General features: G+C 39.4%; 18 protein-coding genes. 14 read left to right on the top strand and 4 right to left on the bottom strand.

Translation table 11 applies throughout. From position 1 onward, the window contains the following. Positions 1 to 55: 55 nt before the first annotated feature. The 4 genes from bhn_RS13235 to murC all read right to left on the bottom strand — a co-directional run bounded on the left by bhn_RS13235 (position 56) and on the right by murC (position 5,256). Positions 56 to 1,270, bottom strand: coding sequence for a ribose-phosphate pyrophosphokinase (locus bhn_RS13235; protein WP_071177136.1), 1,215 nt, complete (start codon positions 1,268 to 1,270; stop codon positions 56 to 58). After that, on the bottom strand, positions 1,270 to 2,253 hold the full coding sequence (locus tag bhn_RS13230) for an ATP-binding protein (protein ID WP_071177135.1): 984 nt from the start codon (positions 2,251 to 2,253) through the stop codon (positions 1,270 to 1,272). Before bhn_RS13230 ends, bhn_RS13235 begins: the two co-directional genes overlap by 1 nt. Before the next feature lie 142 nt (positions 2,254 to 2,395). Next, positions 2,396 to 3,520, bottom strand: coding sequence for a DnaD domain protein (locus bhn_RS13225; RefSeq protein ID WP_083385996.1), 1,125 nt, complete (start codon positions 3,518 to 3,520; stop codon positions 2,396 to 2,398). Between the two features lie 341 nt (positions 3,521 to 3,861). Continuing rightward, positions 3,862 to 5,256 carry a UDP-N-acetylmuramate--L-alanine ligase gene (murC, locus tag bhn_RS13220; RefSeq protein WP_071177134.1) on the bottom strand — a complete coding sequence of 465 codons (1,395 nt, stop codon included), beginning with the start codon at positions 5,254 to 5,256 and terminating at the stop codon, positions 3,862 to 3,864. Positions 5,257 to 5,515: 259 nt separating this feature from the next. Here murC and bhn_RS13215 point away from each other — a divergent pair, with 259 nt between their 5' ends. From bhn_RS13215 to bhn_RS13150, 14 genes are all read left to right on the top strand, one after another. After that, positions 5,516 to 6,790 (top strand): glucose-1-phosphate adenylyltransferase, encoded by a 1,275-nt coding sequence (locus tag bhn_RS13215; protein ID WP_071177133.1) that lies wholly within the window; start codon positions 5,516 to 5,518, stop codon positions 6,788 to 6,790. Next, a complete protein-coding gene (gene glgD / locus bhn_RS13210; RefSeq protein ID WP_071177132.1) occupies positions 6,787 to 7,905 on the top strand; it encodes a glucose-1-phosphate adenylyltransferase subunit GlgD in 1,119 nt (372 codons plus the stop codon). The genes bhn_RS13215 and glgD overlap by 4 nt, the downstream gene beginning before the upstream one ends. A gap of 36 nt (positions 7,906 to 7,941) precedes the next feature. Beyond that, positions 7,942 to 8,229 carry a septation regulator SpoVG gene (gene spoVG / locus bhn_RS13205; RefSeq protein WP_071177131.1) on the top strand — a complete coding sequence of 96 codons (288 nt, stop codon included), beginning with the start codon at positions 7,942 to 7,944 and terminating at the stop codon, positions 8,227 to 8,229. A gap of 104 nt (positions 8,230 to 8,333) precedes the next feature. Then, positions 8,334 to 8,954 (top strand): aminoacyl-tRNA hydrolase, encoded by a 621-nt coding sequence (gene pth, locus bhn_RS13200; RefSeq protein WP_269466243.1) that lies wholly within the window; start codon positions 8,334 to 8,336, stop codon positions 8,952 to 8,954. A gap of 3 nt (positions 8,955 to 8,957) precedes the next feature. Beyond that, entirely contained in the window at positions 8,958 to 12,527 is a 3,570-nt protein-coding gene (mfd, locus tag bhn_RS13195; RefSeq protein WP_071177130.1) for a transcription-repair coupling factor, read from the top strand. 17 nt (positions 12,528 to 12,544) lie between these two features. Beyond that, the gene (locus bhn_RS13190; RefSeq protein ID WP_071177129.1) at positions 12,545 to 14,278 is read left to right on the top strand and encodes an ABC transporter ATP-binding protein; all 1,734 of its coding nucleotides are present in this window, start codon (positions 12,545 to 12,547) and stop codon (positions 14,276 to 14,278) included. Between the two features lie 78 nt (positions 14,279 to 14,356). Next, the gene (locus bhn_RS13185) at positions 14,357 to 15,076 is read left to right on the top strand and encodes a hypothetical protein (protein ID WP_071177128.1); all 720 of its coding nucleotides are present in this window, start codon (positions 14,357 to 14,359) and stop codon (positions 15,074 to 15,076) included. Between the two features lie 144 nt (positions 15,077 to 15,220). Further along, positions 15,221 to 15,772, top strand: a complete 552-nt coding sequence (locus bhn_RS13180; protein ID WP_071177127.1) for a DUF2975 domain-containing protein — start codon at positions 15,221 to 15,223, stop codon at positions 15,770 to 15,772. A 10-nt stretch (positions 15,773 to 15,782) separates the two neighbouring features. Next, positions 15,783 to 16,007, top strand: coding sequence for a helix-turn-helix domain-containing protein (locus bhn_RS13175; protein WP_071177543.1), 225 nt, complete (start codon positions 15,783 to 15,785; stop codon positions 16,005 to 16,007). Between the two features lie 56 nt (positions 16,008 to 16,063). Beyond that, on the top strand, positions 16,064 to 16,618 hold the full coding sequence (locus tag bhn_RS13170) for a CPBP family intramembrane glutamic endopeptidase (protein WP_161487331.1): 555 nt from the start codon (positions 16,064 to 16,066) through the stop codon (positions 16,616 to 16,618). 129 nt (positions 16,619 to 16,747) lie between these two features. Further along, the gene (locus tag bhn_RS13165; protein ID WP_071177125.1) at positions 16,748 to 17,740 is read left to right on the top strand and encodes a helix-turn-helix domain-containing protein; all 993 of its coding nucleotides are present in this window, start codon (positions 16,748 to 16,750) and stop codon (positions 17,738 to 17,740) included. Between the two features lie 170 nt (positions 17,741 to 17,910). Beyond that, complete coding sequence (locus tag bhn_RS13160) at positions 17,911 to 18,318, top strand: hypothetical protein (RefSeq protein WP_071177124.1); 408 nt, start codon at positions 17,911 to 17,913, stop codon at positions 18,316 to 18,318. A 16-nt stretch (positions 18,319 to 18,334) separates the two neighbouring features. After that, positions 18,335 to 19,654 (top strand): ABC transporter substrate-binding protein, encoded by a 1,320-nt coding sequence (locus bhn_RS13155; protein WP_071177123.1) that lies wholly within the window; start codon positions 18,335 to 18,337, stop codon positions 19,652 to 19,654. Then, a complete protein-coding gene (locus tag bhn_RS13150) occupies positions 19,654 to 20,568 on the top strand; it encodes a hypothetical protein (protein WP_071177122.1) in 915 nt (304 codons plus the stop codon). Before bhn_RS13155 ends, bhn_RS13150 begins: the two co-directional genes overlap by 1 nt. Positions 20,569 to 20,587: the final 19 nt, after the last annotated feature.

Below are 20,587 nucleotides of genomic sequence, written 5' to 3'. Positions count from 1 at the left end.
AAGCCGGGATTCAAATCTGAATCCCGGCTTTGATTTTGCCATTAAGTATAGAGGATCAAAGCTTTTTCTCTGCTTCGAGAGATGCCTTGAGCTCTCCGCTGTTGTAACGTTCAATGATGTTGTTGATACGCTCAACAGGATTAAGAAGATCGCTGATTGATGCATCGTGGTTAAGAGTATCGATAAGGTAAGCAATGTACTTGCTCATATCGCAGCTGATATACCATTCGCGAGAAAGAAGCTCTGGAGTCTGATATACAAGGTTTGTAGTAAGGACTCTGTCGATGATTCCTTCTTCATAAGCTTTATCAAAGATCTCAAGTCCACTTGTGAATAAACCAAATGTTGAGAATGCATAGATTCTAGCAGCCTTACGCTCTTTAAGAGCTCTAGCTACGTCGATCATGCTCTCTCCAGATGAGATCATATCGTCAACGATGATAACTGACTTGCCTTCAACACTTGTTCCAAGGAACTCATGTGAAACGATAGGATTACGTCCATCAACAACCTGTGTGTAGTCACGTCTCTTGTAGAACATTCCTACATCGAGACCAAGTACGCTGGCAAGGTAGATTGCACGGCCCATTCCTCCTTCATCTGGAGAGATGACCATCATGTGATCTGAATCGATCTTGAGGTCCCAAACATTTCTAAGAAGAGCCTTGATGAACTGATATGTTGTACGAACGGTTTCAAAACCGTTAAGTGGAATAGCATTCTGTACTCTAGGATCGTGAGCATCGAAAGTGATGATATTATCAACACCCATATTCACGAGCTCCTGAAGAGCAATAGCGCAGTCAAGAGATTCTCTTGAGCTTCTCTTGTGCTGTCTTGATTCATAGAGGAAAGGCATGATAACTGTGATTCTTCTGGCCTTACCACCTACGGCAGCAATAATTCTTTTGAGATCCTGATAGTGATCATCAGGAGACATATGATTTTCCTGTCCAAATAGAGAATAGGTCTGTGAATAGTTACAAACATCAACTAAAAGATATAAGTCATCGCCACGAACAGAAGTCTTGATAACACCCTTAGCTTCACCGGTTCCGAATCTTGGAACATCAGCATCTAAGATATAAGAAGGACGCTCATAACCTGTAAAAGCTAAGCTTCCTTTGTGCTCATTTTCTCTTTCTGCTCTCCATTTTACGAGATAGTAATCGACTTTCTCTGCTAGAGACTTTACACCCTTAAGAGGGATAATTCCTAAGGAACCAACAGGAATTGTCTCCAGATTACGTTTCTCTTCTCTTTTTGGCATTACTGAAAATCCTCGCTTTCTTTTCTTGCAATCTTCTTTATTTTACGAATATCCTGACCAGATAATTTCAAGAGCTTGTAATTACTTGTGACTCTTGAAAAGATTCTGTCTGAATAAGTCATTTGCAATTCTTCAAGAGAAAGATTAGTGGTAATTATAGTGGCTTTCTTTCTAATGTCTCTTTCATTAAGGCAAGAGAAAAGCTCAGAAGCAACGAATGAATTGGTGCGCTCAGTACCGAGGTCATCGATAATGAGAAGCTCACATCCATAAAGGTCATCATATATGCTCCGAAGTTCTTGCTTGTTACGATAGTCGAAAGAGTTCTCGGCCAGTAGTTCAAATAATCCTGTGGAACTGAAATATATTACAGAATGTCCCTTTTTAAGGAGTTCATTTGCAATACAAGTTGACAGGAAAGATTTGCCAGTACCAACTGTACCATAAATGAATAGATTTTGGTAGTCAGAGTTAAAATTATTAATAAAATCTTCAGCAGCATTAACTGCACCATGAAATCTCTTTAAGTCTTCGCCCTGATAATATTTATCAGACATGAGCTTAAAGTTAGCAGTTTTGGTAAGCATCTTAAGATTTGATTTATCATAGAGAGTTTCAATGATCTTTTGTTTGAAACAATGACATTTCTCATTGCCTACATAACCGGTATCCTTACAGTCCTGACAGGTGTATCCCATATCAAGATAATCAGAAGAGAAGCCGGCTTCAGTTAAAAGAAGGAGTTTTTGTCTTGCAAGCTCAGCCAGTTCCTGTCTAAGGGCTGATCTATCAAGGCGCTCTCCTGAAAGAAGTCTTTTACCGAAAGTTACGCTTGCTGTAGCTGTCTGATCTTCAAGATCTTTGTAGCCAGGAACATTCTCATAGACATAGCGTTGTCTCTCTTCAAGCTCCTGTCTGTGCAAGGCGCGTCTTTCTTCATATTCATGCATTATCTGATCATATTGTGCATTTGTTAATGGCATAGTGATCTCCTTAAATGCTAATGTGCAAATCACAAAAGTATGCCCTGTACGTGCTTTGGGGAAGGCAAATGCCGCCGCCAAACCAAAAGTACAGGGCTTAACTTTTATGTGGCTCCTACAAGATTCCCCAATCCTATAAGAGTTAGTTGTCCAGAAGCTTTTCTTCTAGTTCAGCAAAATTATATGTATTTTGCTGGAACTGATTGAAACGGTTCTGGTTGCCGCTTTGGCGAATATATGATTCGTCAGAGCGGAGTTTACTATTGATGGATGATACAGAAGCCATTGATCTCTTTTTCTTGAGATCAGCGGTGAAATCAGCATCTAATCTGGCAATATCCTCCCTAGTTTCAACCTTTTTCTCATGCCAGCTGCGAAGAATGCTATCACAGTATTTCAAGCGATTCTTCTGGGTTGCCATAACAGTGCGGTCGCAGGCTTCTGCAATGATATCCATCGAAAATCCCAACTCCCCTCGCCACGAGCTGATGAAGTTCCCCTCCTTCTCAGTAGGACTGTTGTCCATTCCCAAGGCTTTCATGATACTGATGACTTCAGGATCATGTTTGTAGATTTCCGCGCGTGCCTGTTTTGGCGTTTTGATGCCTTCCTGACTCCAGGATAATGCTACCTTCTCAACATACCTGAAATCAGTTTTATGATTATCGACGCAATACTGCATCAGATAGTCCAAAAGATCATCTGAGAACTTGAGCTCATCATGGATGTAGTACAAAGTAAGCATCTCAGTAGAAGCAAGAGGTCTTCCAAAATACTGCTCGGCAAGGAATACAATGTTTGCACCTTCTGTCTGCTTGAAAGCACGAAGCTGAGCTGCAGAATACTTTGGCTTGCTAGGTGCGACAACTTCAGGAAGCTCTTCCTTGTGATCCTCAAAGCTGCTTTCTCTATGAGATGAAACAGTTCTAAGAACAGTGTCGTTCTTTCTACGTCCAAGGTTCTGTGGAGCTACAATGTCTTCCATATGGATTCCGGTGAGGTTACCGGAAACATCATACTCAAGACTGATAAGCTCTTTTTTTTCCCAGTACTTGAGGGCGCGAATTACGTCCTTCTCAGTATGATTAAATTTATCTGCCAATGCTGAAACGCTGGTTGGCAGATTGGCACTCATCATACGCAGTAAAAATAAGTAAATCTTGATCTGCGCATCATTGGCGTCCTGCATGTATTCATCAATGAAAATATTGGAAACATTGGTAGAATCCTCCCCCAAATTATGACTAATAGTTACTCGCCCCATCATATACTTTTATCACCTGCTTTACAAATTATCCGAGAACATTTTTAAGTACCATCGTCGGTCACTTCTCTTTATGTTCCTCAGAACAATTCAAATCTTACCACACAAAAAATGTAAAAGATATGGGTAAAAGTAACGAAGAAATCCAGCACTGGTGCGGCGTTTCATGTTTTGTGAAACATTGTGGACAATGTGGATAATGTGGATTAATTGATATAACAAATAAAAAAACAGCCAAACCATCGGCACTTATGATTTCAAAAATAAGTGACAATTTTTTGGCTGTTATCCACCGAGATTGATTTACATAAATCCATTTCAAAAAGTGGATATGTGGATAAGTGTTACAGACCTAAGAGTTCATTACCGATTTTAACAACATCTCCGGCACCCATGGTTATCAACAAATCTCCTTTAGTGCAATTTTGCAAAAGGAATTTTTCAATTTCAGCAAAGTTTTCATAAGTTGGAAAATAATTACACTCATGTCCAAGTTCAATGATCTTGTCTCTAAGGGTGCGTGAGCTGATTCCAAGGTTATCAGTCTCTCTTGCAGCGTAGATATCAGCAAGGATAACGTGATCTGCAAGTGAAAGAGCTTCTGCAAACTCGTTCATAAGAGCTTTGGTCCTGGTGTAGGTATGTGGCTGGAATACACACCAGATCTTGCCGTGTGGATAATTCTGAGCTGCTGTAAGAGTAGCCTTTATCTCTGTTGGGTGGTGAGCGTAATCATCGATGATAGTTACGCCGTGAATTTCTCCTTTGTACTCGAAACGTCTGCTTGTTCCGCCGAAGAGACTAAGGGCTGTGACTACATGCTCTTTATCTATATCTAATATAGTAGAAACAGCAATTGCTGCCAAAGCATTATATACGTTGTGGATACCTGGAACAGCAAGCTTAATGTCAAGAACACTGCCATCTTTGAGATGAGCCTTGAAAGCAGGGTTACCGTGATCATCGTAAGTAATATCTGTTGGATAGAAATCACAATCAGATGTTGAACCGTAAGTGATGATGCTGCACTTAAGTCCGTCAGTAATATATGAAAGATTGTCTATGTCTCCGTTAATAATAAGGCTTCCGTCTGCTGGAAGGAGCTCAGCAAATTTCCTAAATGAATGTCTGATGTCATCAAGGTCTTTGAAGAAATCAAGGTGATCAGCATCTATATTAGAAATAACACTGATCTTAGGGAAAAAGCTAAGGAAACTGTTAGTGTACTCACAAGCTTCTGTTACAAAGTACTCTGACTTACCAACTCTGATGTTGCCTCCGATATCCTTGAATACTCCGCCGATTGAAAGAGTAGGATCTGTGTCAGCCTCTAAAAGAATCTTTGAAAGCATTGATGTTGTAGTAGTTTTGCCGTGTGTTCCGCTGATTGCGATCGGAAGACCATACTGTTTCATGATCTGTCCAAGAAGTTCAGCTCTTGTGAGCATTGGAATACCTGCATTCTTGGCAGCAACAAATTCTGGGTTATCAGGATGAACAGCCGCAGTATAAACAACTACGTCTATAGGCTGCATCTTTTCGATGTTTTCGGCCTTCTGACCATAAAGAATAGTAACGCCCTGGTTCTCAAGATTTTCAGTCATTGCAGATTTTTTTGAATCAGAACCTGAAACTTTGAATTTTCTTTCTATTAATATGCTGGCAAGTCCGCTCATGGAAATTCCGCCGATTCCCATGAAGTAGACATGGACCGGTTTATCAAAATCAATTGTGTACATAACAATCCTCGATTCATTAGTATCATTGTAAAGTATAACGCATTATATTCTAACACTATTTCCATCAATGTCAAAAAGCCCTTTGTAAAATAGTTTATGATATTGTGTAGACATAAATATCTAAATTGTGTTTTTTTAATGAATTCTTTATGTTATACTTTAATATATGAAAGAAGCGATTTTCTGAGACATGTAAAAGCATGTATGGTGTATCAAAGTTACTTGACTATAATGGCGTAAAAATGCAACGAGGTGAAACATGATAAAAAAAGAGATGATCGCCATGCTGCTGGCAGGGGGCCAGGGCAGCAGACTGGGAGTTTTGACAGCTAAAATGGCAAAGCCCGCAGTTTCATTTGGGGGAAAGTATAGGATCATAGATTTCCCACTTAGCAATTGCATCAATTCTGGAGTAGACACTGTTGGTGTTCTTACACAGTATCGTCCGCTCCGACTCAATTCTCACATTGGCATTGGTATTCCATGGGATTTGGACCGAAACTTTGGTGGAGTAACAGTACTTCCTCCATATGAAAAAAGTTCAAATAGTGAATGGTATACCGGTACTGCTAATGCAATTTACCAGAACCTAGAATATATGGAAAATTATAATCCAGATTATGTTCTGATCCTTTCCGGTGATCATATATATAAGATGGATTATGAAACTATGCTCGATTTTCACAAGGCAAGTCATGCTGATGCTACTATCGCTGTTATGCCTGTACCTATGGAAGAGGCTAGCAGATTCGGTATCATGATCACTGACGACGACAAGAAGATCGTAGACTTTGAGGAAAAACCAGAACATCCACGCAGTAATCTTGCTTCTATGGGTATCTACATTTTCTCATGGGATGTTTTGAAGCAGGCACTTATCCAGAATAAAGATCAGGCTGGTCTTGATTTTGGTAAGCATATCATTCCTTATTGTAAGGAGCAGGGAAAATCTCTTTACGCTTATGAATTTGATGGATACTGGAAGGATGTAGGAACACTTACTTCTTACTGGCAGGCAAACATGGAGCTCATTGATATAGTTCCTGAGTTCAATCTCTATGAGGAGTATTGGAAGATCTTTACATCAAGCGATGTTCAGCCGCCTCAGTACCTTGGACCAGAAAGTGCTATTGAGAGAAGTATCGTAGGTGAGGGATGTGAGATATACGGTAAGGTATACAACTCAGTCATAGGCCCTGGCGTAAAGATAGGAAAAGATACAGTAGTCAGCCACTCTATTATCATGAATGAGACGGAGATTGGTGAAGGCTGTAACATAGAAAAAGGTATCATTGCCGAGAAGGTAAAGATTGGAAATGGTGTTCAGATCGGAGCCTTTGAGGAGAAAGAAAATGAGACCAAGCCAAGCATCTATTGCGAAGGTCTCTGCACTGTCGGCGAGAAGTCAGTTATTCCTGACAATGTACAGATTGGAAAGAATACAATGATTTCAGGTATCACTGTTCTGGAAGATTATCCAAATGGAGTTCTCGATAGCGGTAGGACATTAGAGAAGGCAGGTGATGAGGCATGAGAGCGATTGGAATTATCTTAGCGGGCGGAAGTAGCAGCAGGATGCATGAGCTCTCCAAGAAAAGAGCGGTTTGCGCTATGCCTGTGGCTGGCTTTTATAGAAGTATTGATTTTGCACTTAGCAATATGACTAACTCACATATACAGACGGTTGCAGTGTTTACCCAGTACAATGCAGGAAGTCTTAATTCACACCTTAGTTCTTCCAAGTGGTGGGACTTCGGCCGTAAGCAGGGTGGTCTATATGTCTTTACACCGGCTGTTAAGGCTTCAGGAAATTTGTGGTACAGAGGAACTGCAGATGCCATTGCGCAAAACCTTGATTTCCTACGCAGCTGCCACGAGCCATATGTGATCATTACTTCCGGAGACTGCGTTTACAAGATGGATTACGGCAAGCTCCTTGAGTATCATATTCAGAAGCAGGCTGACATCACAGTAGTTTGTAAGGATATGCCGGCAAGTATAGATACCGAGAGATTTGGTACGATCAGGATGAATGAAGAGAGCAGGATCGAGGAATTCGAAGAAAAACCTGTGGTATCAAGGTCCAATACAATCTCCTGTGGTATATATGTCATCAGACGAAGACAGCTGATCGAACTTATTGAAAGAGCTGAAGAGGAAGAAAGATACGACTTCGTTCGAGATATTCTTGTCAGATACAAGGATATGAAGAGAATATACGGATACAAGATCAAGGAATATTGGAACAACATCGCTTCTGTTGAGGATTATTTCAGAACCAACATGGATTTCCTTAAACCAGAAGTAAGACAGTATTTCTTCCGCGAGTATCCTGGTATATACACCAAGGTAGTTGATCTTCCACCAGCCAAGTACAACGTAGGTGTGAGCATCAAAAATAGTTTGATCTCCAGTGGATGCATAATAAATGGTGCAATAGAAGATTCCGTCATATTTAAGGGGGCTTTTGTAGGGAATAACTGTTACATCAAAAATTCAATCATACTGAATGATGTATACATCGGAGACAATTCTCATATAGAAAACTGCATTGTTGAGAGTCATGGAACTATCCAGGCTAACTCCTACTACAAAGAAGAAAACGGCATAAAGATCGTAGTAGAGAACAATGAAAGATACGTAATCTAACAACCAAGTCTAATTAACCAAAGAGGGGGTTAAAAAATGAAGATAACAGACGTAAGAGTACGCAAAGTAACTAAGCAGGGTAAGATGAGAGCAGTTGTATCAGTTACATTTGATAATGAATTCGTAGTTCATGATATCAAGGTGATTGAGGGTGAGAGAGGCTTATTTATTGCAATGCCTAGCAAAAAGTCATCAGATGGCGAGTACAGAGATATCGCTCATCCTATCAATTCTGACACTCGTAAAGTCCTTCAGGATACAATCCTTGAGGCTTATGACAAAGCAGCTTTAGAAGAGCCTGCTGAAGGAGAGGCAGAAGTTTAATAATTTAGCTTGTTGCAAAGGTAAAATAATGTTAAATTAATGGGGCTTAGAATTAAACTTTCTAGGCTCCATTTTATTTCTATGTCCATAATTTTGGAGGAGTTATGTGGGGAATATTCGCCAGACTTTTTGGTAAAAGAGAAGAGGAAACAGGAAAGATGTATGTAATAGCGGGACTTGGTAATCCTGAGAAAAAATATTTTGAAACAAGACATAACGTGGGCTTTGCAACAATAGATGCCCTTTCAGATAAATACAATATTGAACTTACAGAGACTAAGTTTAAGGCCGCCTTTGGTAAGGGGAGAATAGGAAATGAAAGAGTGATCCTTGTTAAGCCACTTACCTATATGAACCTTAGCGGAGAGGCAATCAGACCAATCTGCGATTACTTCAAGGTTGATTCCAAGGAAGAGCTCATCGTCATATCTGATGATGTAGATCTTGATGTAGGAAAGATAAGAGTCAGACCAAAGGGAAGTGCCGGCGGTCATAACGGTCTTAAGAGCATAATCGCCCAGCTTGGACACAGCGAGTTTAACCGCGTGAGAGTTGGTGTTGGCAAGAGACCAAAGGAATACGATATGGTAGACTGGGTCCTTGGACACTTCCAGGGAGAAGACGCAGTCTCTATCAAAGAAGGCATTAACAAAGCTGTAAACGCCGTAGAGGAGATCATCTCAACCGGTGTAGACAGCGCCATGAATGATTTTAACGGTAAATAATTAATGAGAGCTATCACTACTCCTTTACATGAATTAAAAGAATTCGAAGAGATAAATAAATATCTTGAAAAACCTTTTGCCTGCGCCGAAGTTACTGGATGCGTTGATTCTCAAAAGCTCCACTTCATCGATAGTCTTGGCGCAGACTTTAAGTATAGGATCATCGTTACATATTCTGATCTCAGAGCAAAAGAGATCTACGAAGACTACAAGTTCTACGACAGAAATGTAACAGTCTACCCAGCCAAAGACCTTATTTTCTATCAGGCTGATGTTCACAGTAATGAGATCGTAAGACAGCGTATCAGGTGCATGCGAAGACTTATCGAAGGCAGACCTGTTACTGTTGTTACGACCTTTTCTGCCCTTATGGCACCACAGATCCGCCCAGAGATCATAAAAGAGAATATTCTGTCTATTGATAAGCACAAGCCTATCGATGAATTAGAGATTTCCAAAAAGCTCATAACCATGGGCTATACCAAGAACTATCAGGTTGAAGGGCCTGGTGAGTTTTCTGTCCGCGGAGATATTGTGGATGTCTTTGATCTTACAGAGGAAAATCCATACAGAATTGAGCTCTGGGGAGATGAAATTCAGTCAATCCGAAGCTTTGACATTCTATCCCAGAGATCCCTTGAGAAGCTTGAATCCATTGAAATCTATCCAGCATCTGAGATCATTCTCGATGAAAAGAGACTTGAAGAAGGCATGGAGAGAATTCAGGAAGAGACTGACAGATGTGTTGAAACTCTTAGAAGTGAGTTCAAGACCAAAGAAGCCCATCAGTTAAAGACTCAGACTGAGGAACTTAGAGAGCAGCTCTTTGAACTTAAGACCACAGTTAACTTAGAGAGCTATATCAGATACTTCTATGAAGATACCGTAACCATGCAGGAAATGTTCCCAAAGGGAAAGAGCTGCATCTTTATTGACGAGCCTGGCCGAGTAGCAGAGCATGCTATGGCAATAGAGGCTGAGTTTAGAGAGAGCATGACCCACAGAGCAGAGAAGGGCTATGTTCTCCCAGGACAGATGGGACTTTTATACAGTACAGATAACTGCGTAGCCAGAATGGAGAACGGAAGACGAGTTATCCTGTCTACTCTTCAGCTTCCCAAGAGCCAGAATATCTTTTCACCTGAAAAGAGCTGGGACATCAAGACAAGGAGCGTTGCCCCTTACAACAACAGCTTTGATGCACTGGTAAAAGACTTAAAGAATTATGTTAAACAGGGATACAGAGTACTGATCCTCTCTGGCTCTAGAACAAGAGCAAAGAGAATTGTTGAGGACCTTAGAGATAATCTTGTTACAGCATTTTATAGTGAAGACCCAGGAAGAGTGTTAAAGCCTGGTGAGATCATGACCTACTACGGCAGGATCCTTAAGGGCTTTGAATATCCTGATATCAAGTTTGCTGTAATTGCTGAGTCAGATATTTTCACAGAGCATGTAAAGAAGCGCAAAAAGAAAAAGAGCGCTTATCAGGGCGAGAAGATATCTAATTTTGCAGATCTTAAGATCGGTGACTATGTAGTTCACGAAGACCACGGCCTTGGAATCTATAGAGGTATCGAGAAGATCGAGACAGACCACGTGGTTAAGGATTATATCAAGGTAGAGTACGGTGATGGCGGCAATCTCTATATTCTCGCTACAGGCCTTGGAGTTATCCAGAAATACGCTTCTGGCGGAGATGATAACGAGAGAACCCACAAGCCAAAGCTCAATAAGCTTGGAAGTGGTGATTGGAGTCACACTAAGAGTAAGGTCAAGGCAGCAGTAGAAGAGGTTGCCCAGGATCTTGTAGAGCTTTATGCCAAGAGGCAGCAGGCACAGGGGTATCAGTTTAGTAAAGATAATGTTTGGCAGCAGGAGTTTGAGGATGCCTTCCCATATCAGGAGACAGAGGACCAGCTCACTGCCATCGAAGATACAAAAAGAGATATGGAATCCTCTAAGTCCATGGACAGACTTGTCTGCGGCGACGTGGGATTTGGTAAAACAGAGATTGCAATCCGTGCAGCCTTCAAGGCAGTTCAGGATGGCAAGCAGGTTGCTGTGCTGGTTCCAACCACTATCCTTGCTCAGCAGCACTACAATACTTTCTCAGAGCGTATGAGGGATTTCCCTGTACGTGTTGACTTGATGTCAAGGTTTAGGACAGCAGCAGAGCAAAAGAGAACTATAACAGATCTTAAGAAAGGCCTTGTGGATATTGTTATCGGAACCCATAGACTTCTTTCTAAGGATGTTCAGTACAAGGATCTGGGCCTTCTCATTGTAGATGAGGAGCAGAGATTTGGTGTAACTCACAAGGAAAAGCTAAAGGTCCTAAAAGAGAACATCGATGTTCTGACTCTTTCTGCTACGCCTATTCCTAGAACCCTCCACATGTCCCTTGTGGGAATACGTGAGATGAGCGTACTGGAGGAGGCACCTAATGACAGAATGCCTATCCAGACCTATGTTATGGAGTACAATGACGAGCTTGTCCGTGAAGCTATCGTAAGAGAGCTTTCAAGAAACGGCCAGGTTTATTACGTATACAACAGAGTCAACACCATAGCGGATGTGGCTGCACAGATCCAGAAACTGGTTCCGGAGGCTAACGTTGCCTTTGCCCATGGCCAGATGAAAGAGTCTGAGCTTGAAAGGATCATGTATGACTTCATTGATGGAACTATAGATGTACTCGTGTCTACTACAATCATTGAAACTGGTCTTGATATTCCAAATGTTAACACCATGATCATTCATGATTCAGACAAGATGGGACTCTCACAGCTCTATCAGCTCAGAGGACGAGTAGGAAGATCTAATAGAACAGCCTATGCTTTCCTTATGTACAAGAGAGATAAGATGCTCAAAGAAGTAGCTGAAAAGCGTCTTTCTGCCATCAGAGAGTTTACAGACCTTGGTTCTGGCTTCAAGATCGCCATGCGAGATCTTGAGATTCGAGGTGCTGGAAGCCTTCTTGGAAGAAAGCAGTCTGGACATATGCAGGCTGTAGGTTATGACCTCTACTGCAAGATGCTAGGCGAAGCTGTTAGGATCAAGAAGAATGAGATTCCTGATGGAGATTATACTCTTGCTGAGATCAACACAAATATTGACCTTGATGTAAGTGCCTTCATTCCTGATACCTACATCATGAACGAAGAGCAGAAGCTTGAAATATATAAGAGAATCGCAAGCCTTGAGAACAAGCAGGAATGCGATGATATGAAGGATGAGCTTATCGATAGATTTGGTGAAGTTCCTGAGTCTGCAGATAACCTTCTTAGAATATCTCTTTTACGTTCCAAGGCACATAGCCTCTATGTATTAGAGATTAAGGGCGGCGATGGAACAATTGAGATAAAGGTTAGTCCAAGCGCCAAGATCGATGCTGGCAAGATTCCGGGATTTATATCAAGCTACAAAGGAAACATGGCATTCCACAGTACAACAGTGCCGGTGTTTGTGTATAAGTACAAAAAAGAGAGCAATCCAAACAAGGCTGAGAAGCAGCTTCTTGAGGAAGTTGAGGCTGTAGTTGAGAAGATGACTACGCTTGTTAAGGAGTAATGGGAGGAGACTACTAGATGAAGCTGATAAAGAAATTTATTCCTTACTACAAACCATATATTGGAGTGTTTTTATTTGACCTATTTTGTGCGTCGGTGTTATCTATTATCGATTTGGCCTTTCCACAGTTCCTTAGAATCCTTAGGAGTACTCTTTTTCTTGAGGAGCCCAAGGTGATTCTTAGTAGACTGGGAATCTTGGCGTTGGCCTTGATCGTTATGTATGTAATCAGGTATCTTTGCAGATACTATGTAACTTACCAGGGACATATGATGGGAGCCCGCATGGAATCTGGTATGAGAAAAGAGCTTTTTGACAGATATCAGGCTTTCTCATTCTCGTATTATGATACCCATAATACCGGTGAAATGATGAGTAAGCTCGTGTCGGATCTTTTTGATATATCTGAGCTTGCACACCACGGACCTGAGAATATATTCATTTCTGTAGTCAAGATCGTAGGCTCTTTTATCCTCCTTTTGAGAATTAATGTGCCTATGACATTGTGCCTTGTGGCTGTAGTAATTTGCATGGCTTTTTTCTCTATTAGTCAGAACAAAAAGATGCGAGCTACATTCTCAGATAACAGAAAGAAAATAGCAGGCATCAATTCTTCACTTCAGGATACACTTGGCGGCATCCGCGTAGTTAAGTCTTTTACCGGAGAGGCAATAGAGGCTGAGAAGTTTGACAGATCAAACATTGCTTTTCTTGATTCCAAAAATGCCAACTACAGGAGAATGGCCTGGTTCCACTCAGGAAATAACTTCTTTGAGGGACTTATGTTTGTGACAGTGCTTGTGGCAGGCGGTTTCTTTATTGCCAAGGGACAGCTCACAGGGGAAGATCTTGCTATCTATGCTCTTTATATCAATATATTCATTAACCCTGTAAATGTGCTGGTTGAGTTTACAGAGCAGCTTCAAAAGGGCCTTGCTGGTTTTGAGAGATTTACTGAGGTCATGGAGACCATGCCTGAAATTGTTGACAAAGATGATGCTAGAGAGCTCAAGGATGTTAAGGGCGTAATTGATTACGAGAAGGTCTCTTTTGCCTATGGTGACGAAGAGGCAGTACTAAAAGATATCGACCTTCATGTAGAAGCTGGAAAGTCAGTTGCAATTGTGGGACCATCAGGTGGTGGCAAGACTACACTTTGTTCACTTCTTCCTAGATTCTACGATGTTACTGCAGGAAGCGTTAAGATTGACGGAACAGATATCAGAGATGTTACTCAGAAATCTCTTAGATCCTTTATTGGTATAGTTCAGCAGGATGTATATCTTTTTAACGGAACGGTAAAAGAGAATATTGCCTACGGAAGACTTGATGCTACTATGGACGAGATCGTAGAAGCTGCGAAAAATGCTGATCTTCTTGAATTTATAGAGAGCCTTCCTAATGGTTTTGATACACAGGTAGGAGAACGCGGAGCAAGGCTTTCTGGCGGACAGAAGCAGAGAATTGCCATTGCAAGAGTATTCCTTAAGAACCCTCCAATACTGATACTTGATGAAGCTACAAGTGCCCTTGATAACGAAAGTGAGAGATACATTCAGGAGAGCCTTGATAAGCTCTCTGTTGGAAGGACCACTATCACGATTGCTCACAGATTATCTACTATTCTTGGAGCTGATGAGATCATTGTTCTGGATGAGGATGGTATCAAAGAAAGAGGCAATCACAAGGAGCTTATCAAAAAAGGCGGACTCTACGAGAAGTACTATCGAATGCAGCTTGGGGCAGTCTGATAAACTATAGATTGCAACAGTTTTGATTTTTAATTTGTATATTAGATATACAAATACTTCTAAAGGAAGGTAAGAAATATGGATTACAAAGACGGTGGAATCCCAAAAACAATTGAAGAATTAAAGGATTACTGTGAAAGAAATGGCTTTACAGCTAGTAAGACAAGATTCTTTATTGGCTTTAATTATCAGGGAGCCAGAGCTTTTGGTATCTATAAAGATGAAGAAACTGGAGAATTTGTTGTCTATAAAAATAAAGACGACGGAACCAGAAATGTTCGTTACAGAGGAACTGATGAAGAATTTGCTGTAGTTGAGCTCTATGACAGACTTCAGAAAGAGATCGACAATCAGAAACTTCACTATGCTGCAGAGATGGCAGAACGTGAGAGAAATAAGTACGAGGGCAGAAGCTCTGGTACATATTGCACTTTGGATGACAATGCTGACAGCTATGAATATATAAAGAATTTCCATGCTTCGGATTATCCTATCAATTCGTTTGTGGATGAAGCCAAGGAATATTTTAAAAATAACGAAAATGACAGCCATAGTAGTTATGATCATTATGATTATAGAGGACATTCTAATTCACAGGGAGGTGGAGCTCTAGGTGTTATTATCAGTATCGTTATCCTGATCTTATCACTTCTCTTTGGATTTGGTGGTGGTGGTTTTAGTAGCTATGATCGTTATGATTCAGGGTATAGCAGTTATAGTAGCTATGACAGTTATGATAGTGGATGGAGCTCAGATAACTGGGATTCAGGCTCAACAGACTGGGGTTCAGACTGGTAATTAATTTGGAAAAATAATTTTTTAATGTTTTACGATAAAAAAGTGTTGACACTCATATAATCGTATGATATAAATAATTTAACGATAAACGTTAACGTTTTAAACTAATTCATTTATATTATTTAGATTATATGAGGTGGCGACATGCAAAAATCAAATTTAAGAAACATAACAGCAGTTATGGCAAAAATCATTGAAGTACTCAGTTGGATCGGGGCAGTATGTATTGTTCTTTCTATGATAGTTCTTTTTGCGACAAGGGATATGATTGCAGAAGCTTACAAAAGCGGGGCGTTTGATTCACAGAGCATATCTGTTACAGGAGTAGATTCAGAGGCATTTATCAATTCCCTTACGAATGGCTCAGGAATTGTGGCTCTTGTTCCTTTCGTATTCTTTTGTGCACTCTCAGCACTAATTTTCAGAAACATATATAAGGTTTTCCAGAAGGCTAATGGAGATTCTCCTTTTTCAGAGGCCAATGTCAAGAGAATCAAGAATATCGGTTATTATGCGCTGGCTATTCCTGTGAGCAAAATTGTTATGTATGCAGTTTTTGCTGTGACCGTAGGAATAAATAATCTCAACATCTCAATATCATTATCAGAGGTGGTATTTGGATTAGTAGCCCTTTGCCTTGCTCAGTATTTTGCTTATGGAGCAGAGCTTCAGCGTGAAGTTGATGGATTACTGTAAGGAGGCACTTATGGGAAGAATAGTATTAGAGCTTGACGTTATGATGGCTAGACGCCACATGTCTTTGAATGAGCTTGCTGATAAGGTCGGAATATCCAATGTAAATTTGTCCAAGATCAAGAATAATAAAGTTAATGCAGTTCGCTTTGGCACACTTGCAGGAATCTGTGATGCCCTTGAATGTGAACCTGGAGACATCTTAAAATATGACCCTAATGGCGAGGCACAGGAATGAATTTGTTTATTAGTACACTTTTAAGTGCTGTCATTCAAGTAATCCTGTTTTCTCTTGTGCCTTTTATCTGGTGGCTTATATTCCATAGAAAAAAAGAAAGCTTCTTTTCTTTCGTAGGAATAAAGAAGCCAGATAAGAGCAAGGTGAAATCGATATTTATAGCAATGATAGGAGTCCTTTTAGTCTGCGAGGGGCTTGGAATTATTGAGAAATATTGCCTTAGAGGATTTGAGACAGCTGACAGTACTTTTTCGGGAATGGGAATATCTGCCATAGGTAGCGTAATTGTATACGCTTTTGTTCAGACAGCTTTTTCTGAAGAGATTTTCTTTAGAGGATTTTTGTTAAAAAGATTAAGCGCAAAGCTAGGGTTAGCAATAGGTTCAAAAATCACAGCTGTTATCTTTGGGACTATGCACGTTGCTCTGGTATATGCCACAGGCAGAACTCTTAGTATAATATCTTTTGTAGCATTATTGGTTTATCCAATGGTTGTTTCACTCCTTCTGACATGGGTGAATGAAAAGAAAGCTAATGGATCAATATTACCTGGATGGTTTATCCACGGAATTATAAATTTGATAGAGGGAATTGGTCAATTATCCCTATAAGCGCCCTAAAATAGCGCATTTGCAACCGTCAGTTGACAAATTTCAAAGCTAACTTTATAGATAGCAACTGATATTTTTCGTAATCTGAATACATCAAAAAACAAATTTCAGATACGGAGGAAAATAAAAATGATATTAGCAGACAAAATAATCAATGAGAGAAAGAAACTTGGATGGTCCCAGGAGGAACTTGCTGATCAGCTTGATGTATCAAGACAGTCAGTTTCAAAGTGGGAAAGTGCACAGTCAACACCGGATCTTAATAAGATACTGAAGATGGCAGATCTTTTTGGTGTAAGTACTGACTACTTATTAAAGGATGAGATTGAGGTTGTTGATTCATCCGAATATAAGGAAGATGTTGCTTCTTATAAAGAAGATACAAGAAAAGTTTCATTGGAAGAGGCTACAAGGTTTTTAGAGGTTGTTAAGAGAACTGCTCCTAAGGTGGCATTTGGTGTTTCTCTTTGCATTGCTTCACCAGCACTTCTTATGTTTCTTTTAGGATTTTCTGAGATGGGTTACATAGGTGAAAACCTTGCTGTTGCTATTGGTATAGTTGTACTTCTTGTGATGGTAGCATGCGCTGTGTTTATGTTTATCATGATAAATCAGGAGCGTAAGCCTTTTGAGTTCCTTGAAACTGTTAAGATAGACACAGCTTATGGCGTTGATGGTATGGCCAAGGAGAGAAAGGCTGAATTTGAGAGTAGACGCACCATGATGGTTGGCTTTGGCGTTATGTGCTGCATCCTTTGTAGTGTTCCACTTATCATCTCAGCTCTTTTCTCAGAGAAATGCGGAAATGAGTCACTTGTAGTATTTATGGTTGGAGTTCTTTTGATCCTGGTTTCTACTGGCGTAAACCTTATCATAAATGGTAGTGAGTATTCTACAGCATGTGACAAGCTTCTTCAGAGCGGCGATTACACACTTGAAGGAAAGAAAGCTTCTAAGAAGATTGGTAAGATTGGTTCAATTTATTGGCCTGTAGTTGTTGCAGCATATCTTGGAGCCAGCTTTATTACAGGAATGTGGGAATATACATGGATCATCTGGCCTGTTATGGCAGTTCTTTTTGGAGCTGTTGCTGGCATAGTCAAGGCAAGTATGAAGGAATGATTATTATTGAACGAAAACTGCTTGAAATATCAAGCAGTTTTTTTGTGCCTATTTTACCTGTGTAGTACGAGGTAAAATACAATCAAACAATATTGACACAATTATAATTAATGTATACTATTATTATTAATTGATAACCTATACTCGCAATAGAAATGATGGAGGGGGAAATGAGTGTAGAGAAAAAGGGTAAAAAGGTCGTTAATATTGCAATTTTAATCGGTATAATAGTGATTTTTTTAATTTATTTAATGATTAGAATTCACATGGGGAATTCTGCTGAGATGCCGATTCGAGATGGGGATTTAGGATATGCAAATTATAAGCAAGAGATGGAACTAAAAAGAATGGTTGATGATACACTTTCTGATTATGTTTATCAGAATTGGGTGTATCCAGAGTATTACAATGATCAATTAAGCAAATTGGATATATTGGTCGTGTATGAAAAAGAAATTCCCAATGAACTTAAAGAATCATTGAAAACAACTATTTCAGAGAATTGTTTGATAGATATTGACTCTGTTGATATAGAATATATCGGCTATGATGTTTTTAGTAGTTCGCTTAGTAAATGATTTTATTAGAGGAAATATGAAAAAAAGTATATGTATTATTTTAGGAATTATTACTTTATTTTTGTTAATAGCAGGCTGTTCAAAAAGTAATGTGAACAGCACAGGGAAAAAGCAGATTGTTTTGGCAATGGTATATAGTAGCGAAGATGATATGAGAGGAGATAAAGCCTTAGAGGATCAGATATCTTATTTTAATGAAACACATGATGACTGTGAAATAGTAATTAAAGAATATACTCGATCAGATAATATGTATGATGACGGTGTTAACGTGATCGAGAGAGAAATTGTATCGGGTGAAGGCCCAGATATTATCAACTATCGGTCAGATTATAGTAAATCAGACGTAATAGGTCAGTATACAGAAGATCTATATCCATATATAGATGCAGATACTGAACTTAAAGATTCTTTATATACAAATATATTGGATTCCTTTGCTATTGACGGAAAGTTATATGTTATACCGTTATCATATCAACTTCACACATATATAGGAAGGTCATCAGAAATAGGCAATGTAGAAAACTGGGATTTTGAAACGATGCTTGATACTTTCGACAGACTTGGGAAAAAGTATCCTATGGGGTATGACACTAAATCGTCTGTATTAGGCGAAATTTTATATGACTCAATAGAAGATTATATTGATTGGGAAAATGGTAAGAATTATTTTGATAGTGAAGAATTCAGAAATATGGTTGAGTTTGCAAATACTTTTGATTATGAGTACAACCAAAGTATGGATTCATTTGAATTGCAGGACTGCGTGGTCCGACCATTAAGCATTGGCAGTGTGTTTGATACTGCTATTGCTGAAGGAGAAATGCAAACAGAGGGTGTAGTATATGCGGGATTTCCAAGTAAAAAAGGGAACGGAACGGTAGTTTCTCCAGGATTAGATGTTATGGCCATAAGCATGGCAAGTAAAAATAAGGATTATTCTTGGGAATTTATTAAACAACTCCTTCTTCCGGATTTTCAAGAACAACTGAACAATCAAGTGACTTTATCAGTTAATAGAGATGTCATAAATTCGCAGTTAGACAAAGCTATGAAAGTTGAAATGGATAATGACAAAGAGGTTGTAAAAGCGACATATAATACAAGTTATCAATATGAACGCGAACCTATCTATTCAATAACTGAGAAACAGAAGGATGATTTTGTTAGGATTCTAGAAAATGCGAAGGTATCTTCTACTAATGATGGAAAAATCAATGAAATAGTTTTCGAAGAAATTGATGGATATTTTGCGGGACAAAAGTCTTTAGATGAATGTATAGATAATATTGAAAATAGGGTGTGGCTTTATATCAGCGAAAAGGGAAAATAATGAATAATGGACAGAAATGTGGCATTTTGATAGGTGCGGTTCTTATTATTTTGATGTCATTGTTTAGATTAAGTATTCTTTGGAATAAAGGCAGTATTTTAGCAGAAGAAAGATATGCATACGATCGAGAAGGAACGCAAAAATCGGTTTTTGCTTCAAATGGCGAGGTGGCTTATCTTTGCTGCTGTAAAGAAGAAAAATTTTATTTGTACTATGTGGATAAGACGGGATTCAGAAAATTACCATATTTTTGCGGTGGCAACGAAAGAATAATTCGTATGGATGTAGATGACAGTGGCCAATGTAGCTTGCTAATATATGGCTCTGAAAATGAACTTGTAGATGGTCATTTATTGAGCACTATTACGGATGCAGATGCAAGAATAGATGTGATTGATTCATATGGAAACATTGTAAAGCGTTATGATGGGAGTTTTTTTCTTTCTAGTACCAATATACCTAGTAGTTTTATAACTCACGATTCAATGATATATGCCATGAATTGTGATGGCGAGGCGACTATCGTCAATATGGCAACTGGTAGTGTTGATAAGCTTCCTGCTGAAGGAATGGTATCAGCAGTGGATGTTTTGGATAACAGAGTTGTTTTGACATACTATAGTAATGATAGTAGCTACTATCAGGAACTATCTCTAGATGGAAAAATACAGAAAAAGATTAAGCTGCCTAAGAGCAATTGTAAATATGGTATTTGCAAAATTGTAGGTGATGATGTGTATTTATACAATAAAGACGAGGGGGTATTTAAGTGTAGAAATAGCTCTAACAAAGTTCAACGGATCGAGAAGAACCCAAAAAATGAGAAAGGTATAGGCTTTGGGGTGAATAAAATATGCATGATAGCTGAGGAAAATGAAGAATATATATTTCGTTTTTTGACTTTGAACAGTTGAACATAAAAGAAAGAATCAA

It is taken from the genome of Butyrivibrio hungatei, from assembly GCF_001858005.1.
GTDB lineage: Bacteria > Bacillota > Clostridia > Lachnospirales > Lachnospiraceae > Butyrivibrio > Butyrivibrio hungatei.
Note: the sequence above shows the minus strand (reverse complement) of the source record. Positions and strands in the feature narration are given on the sequence as shown.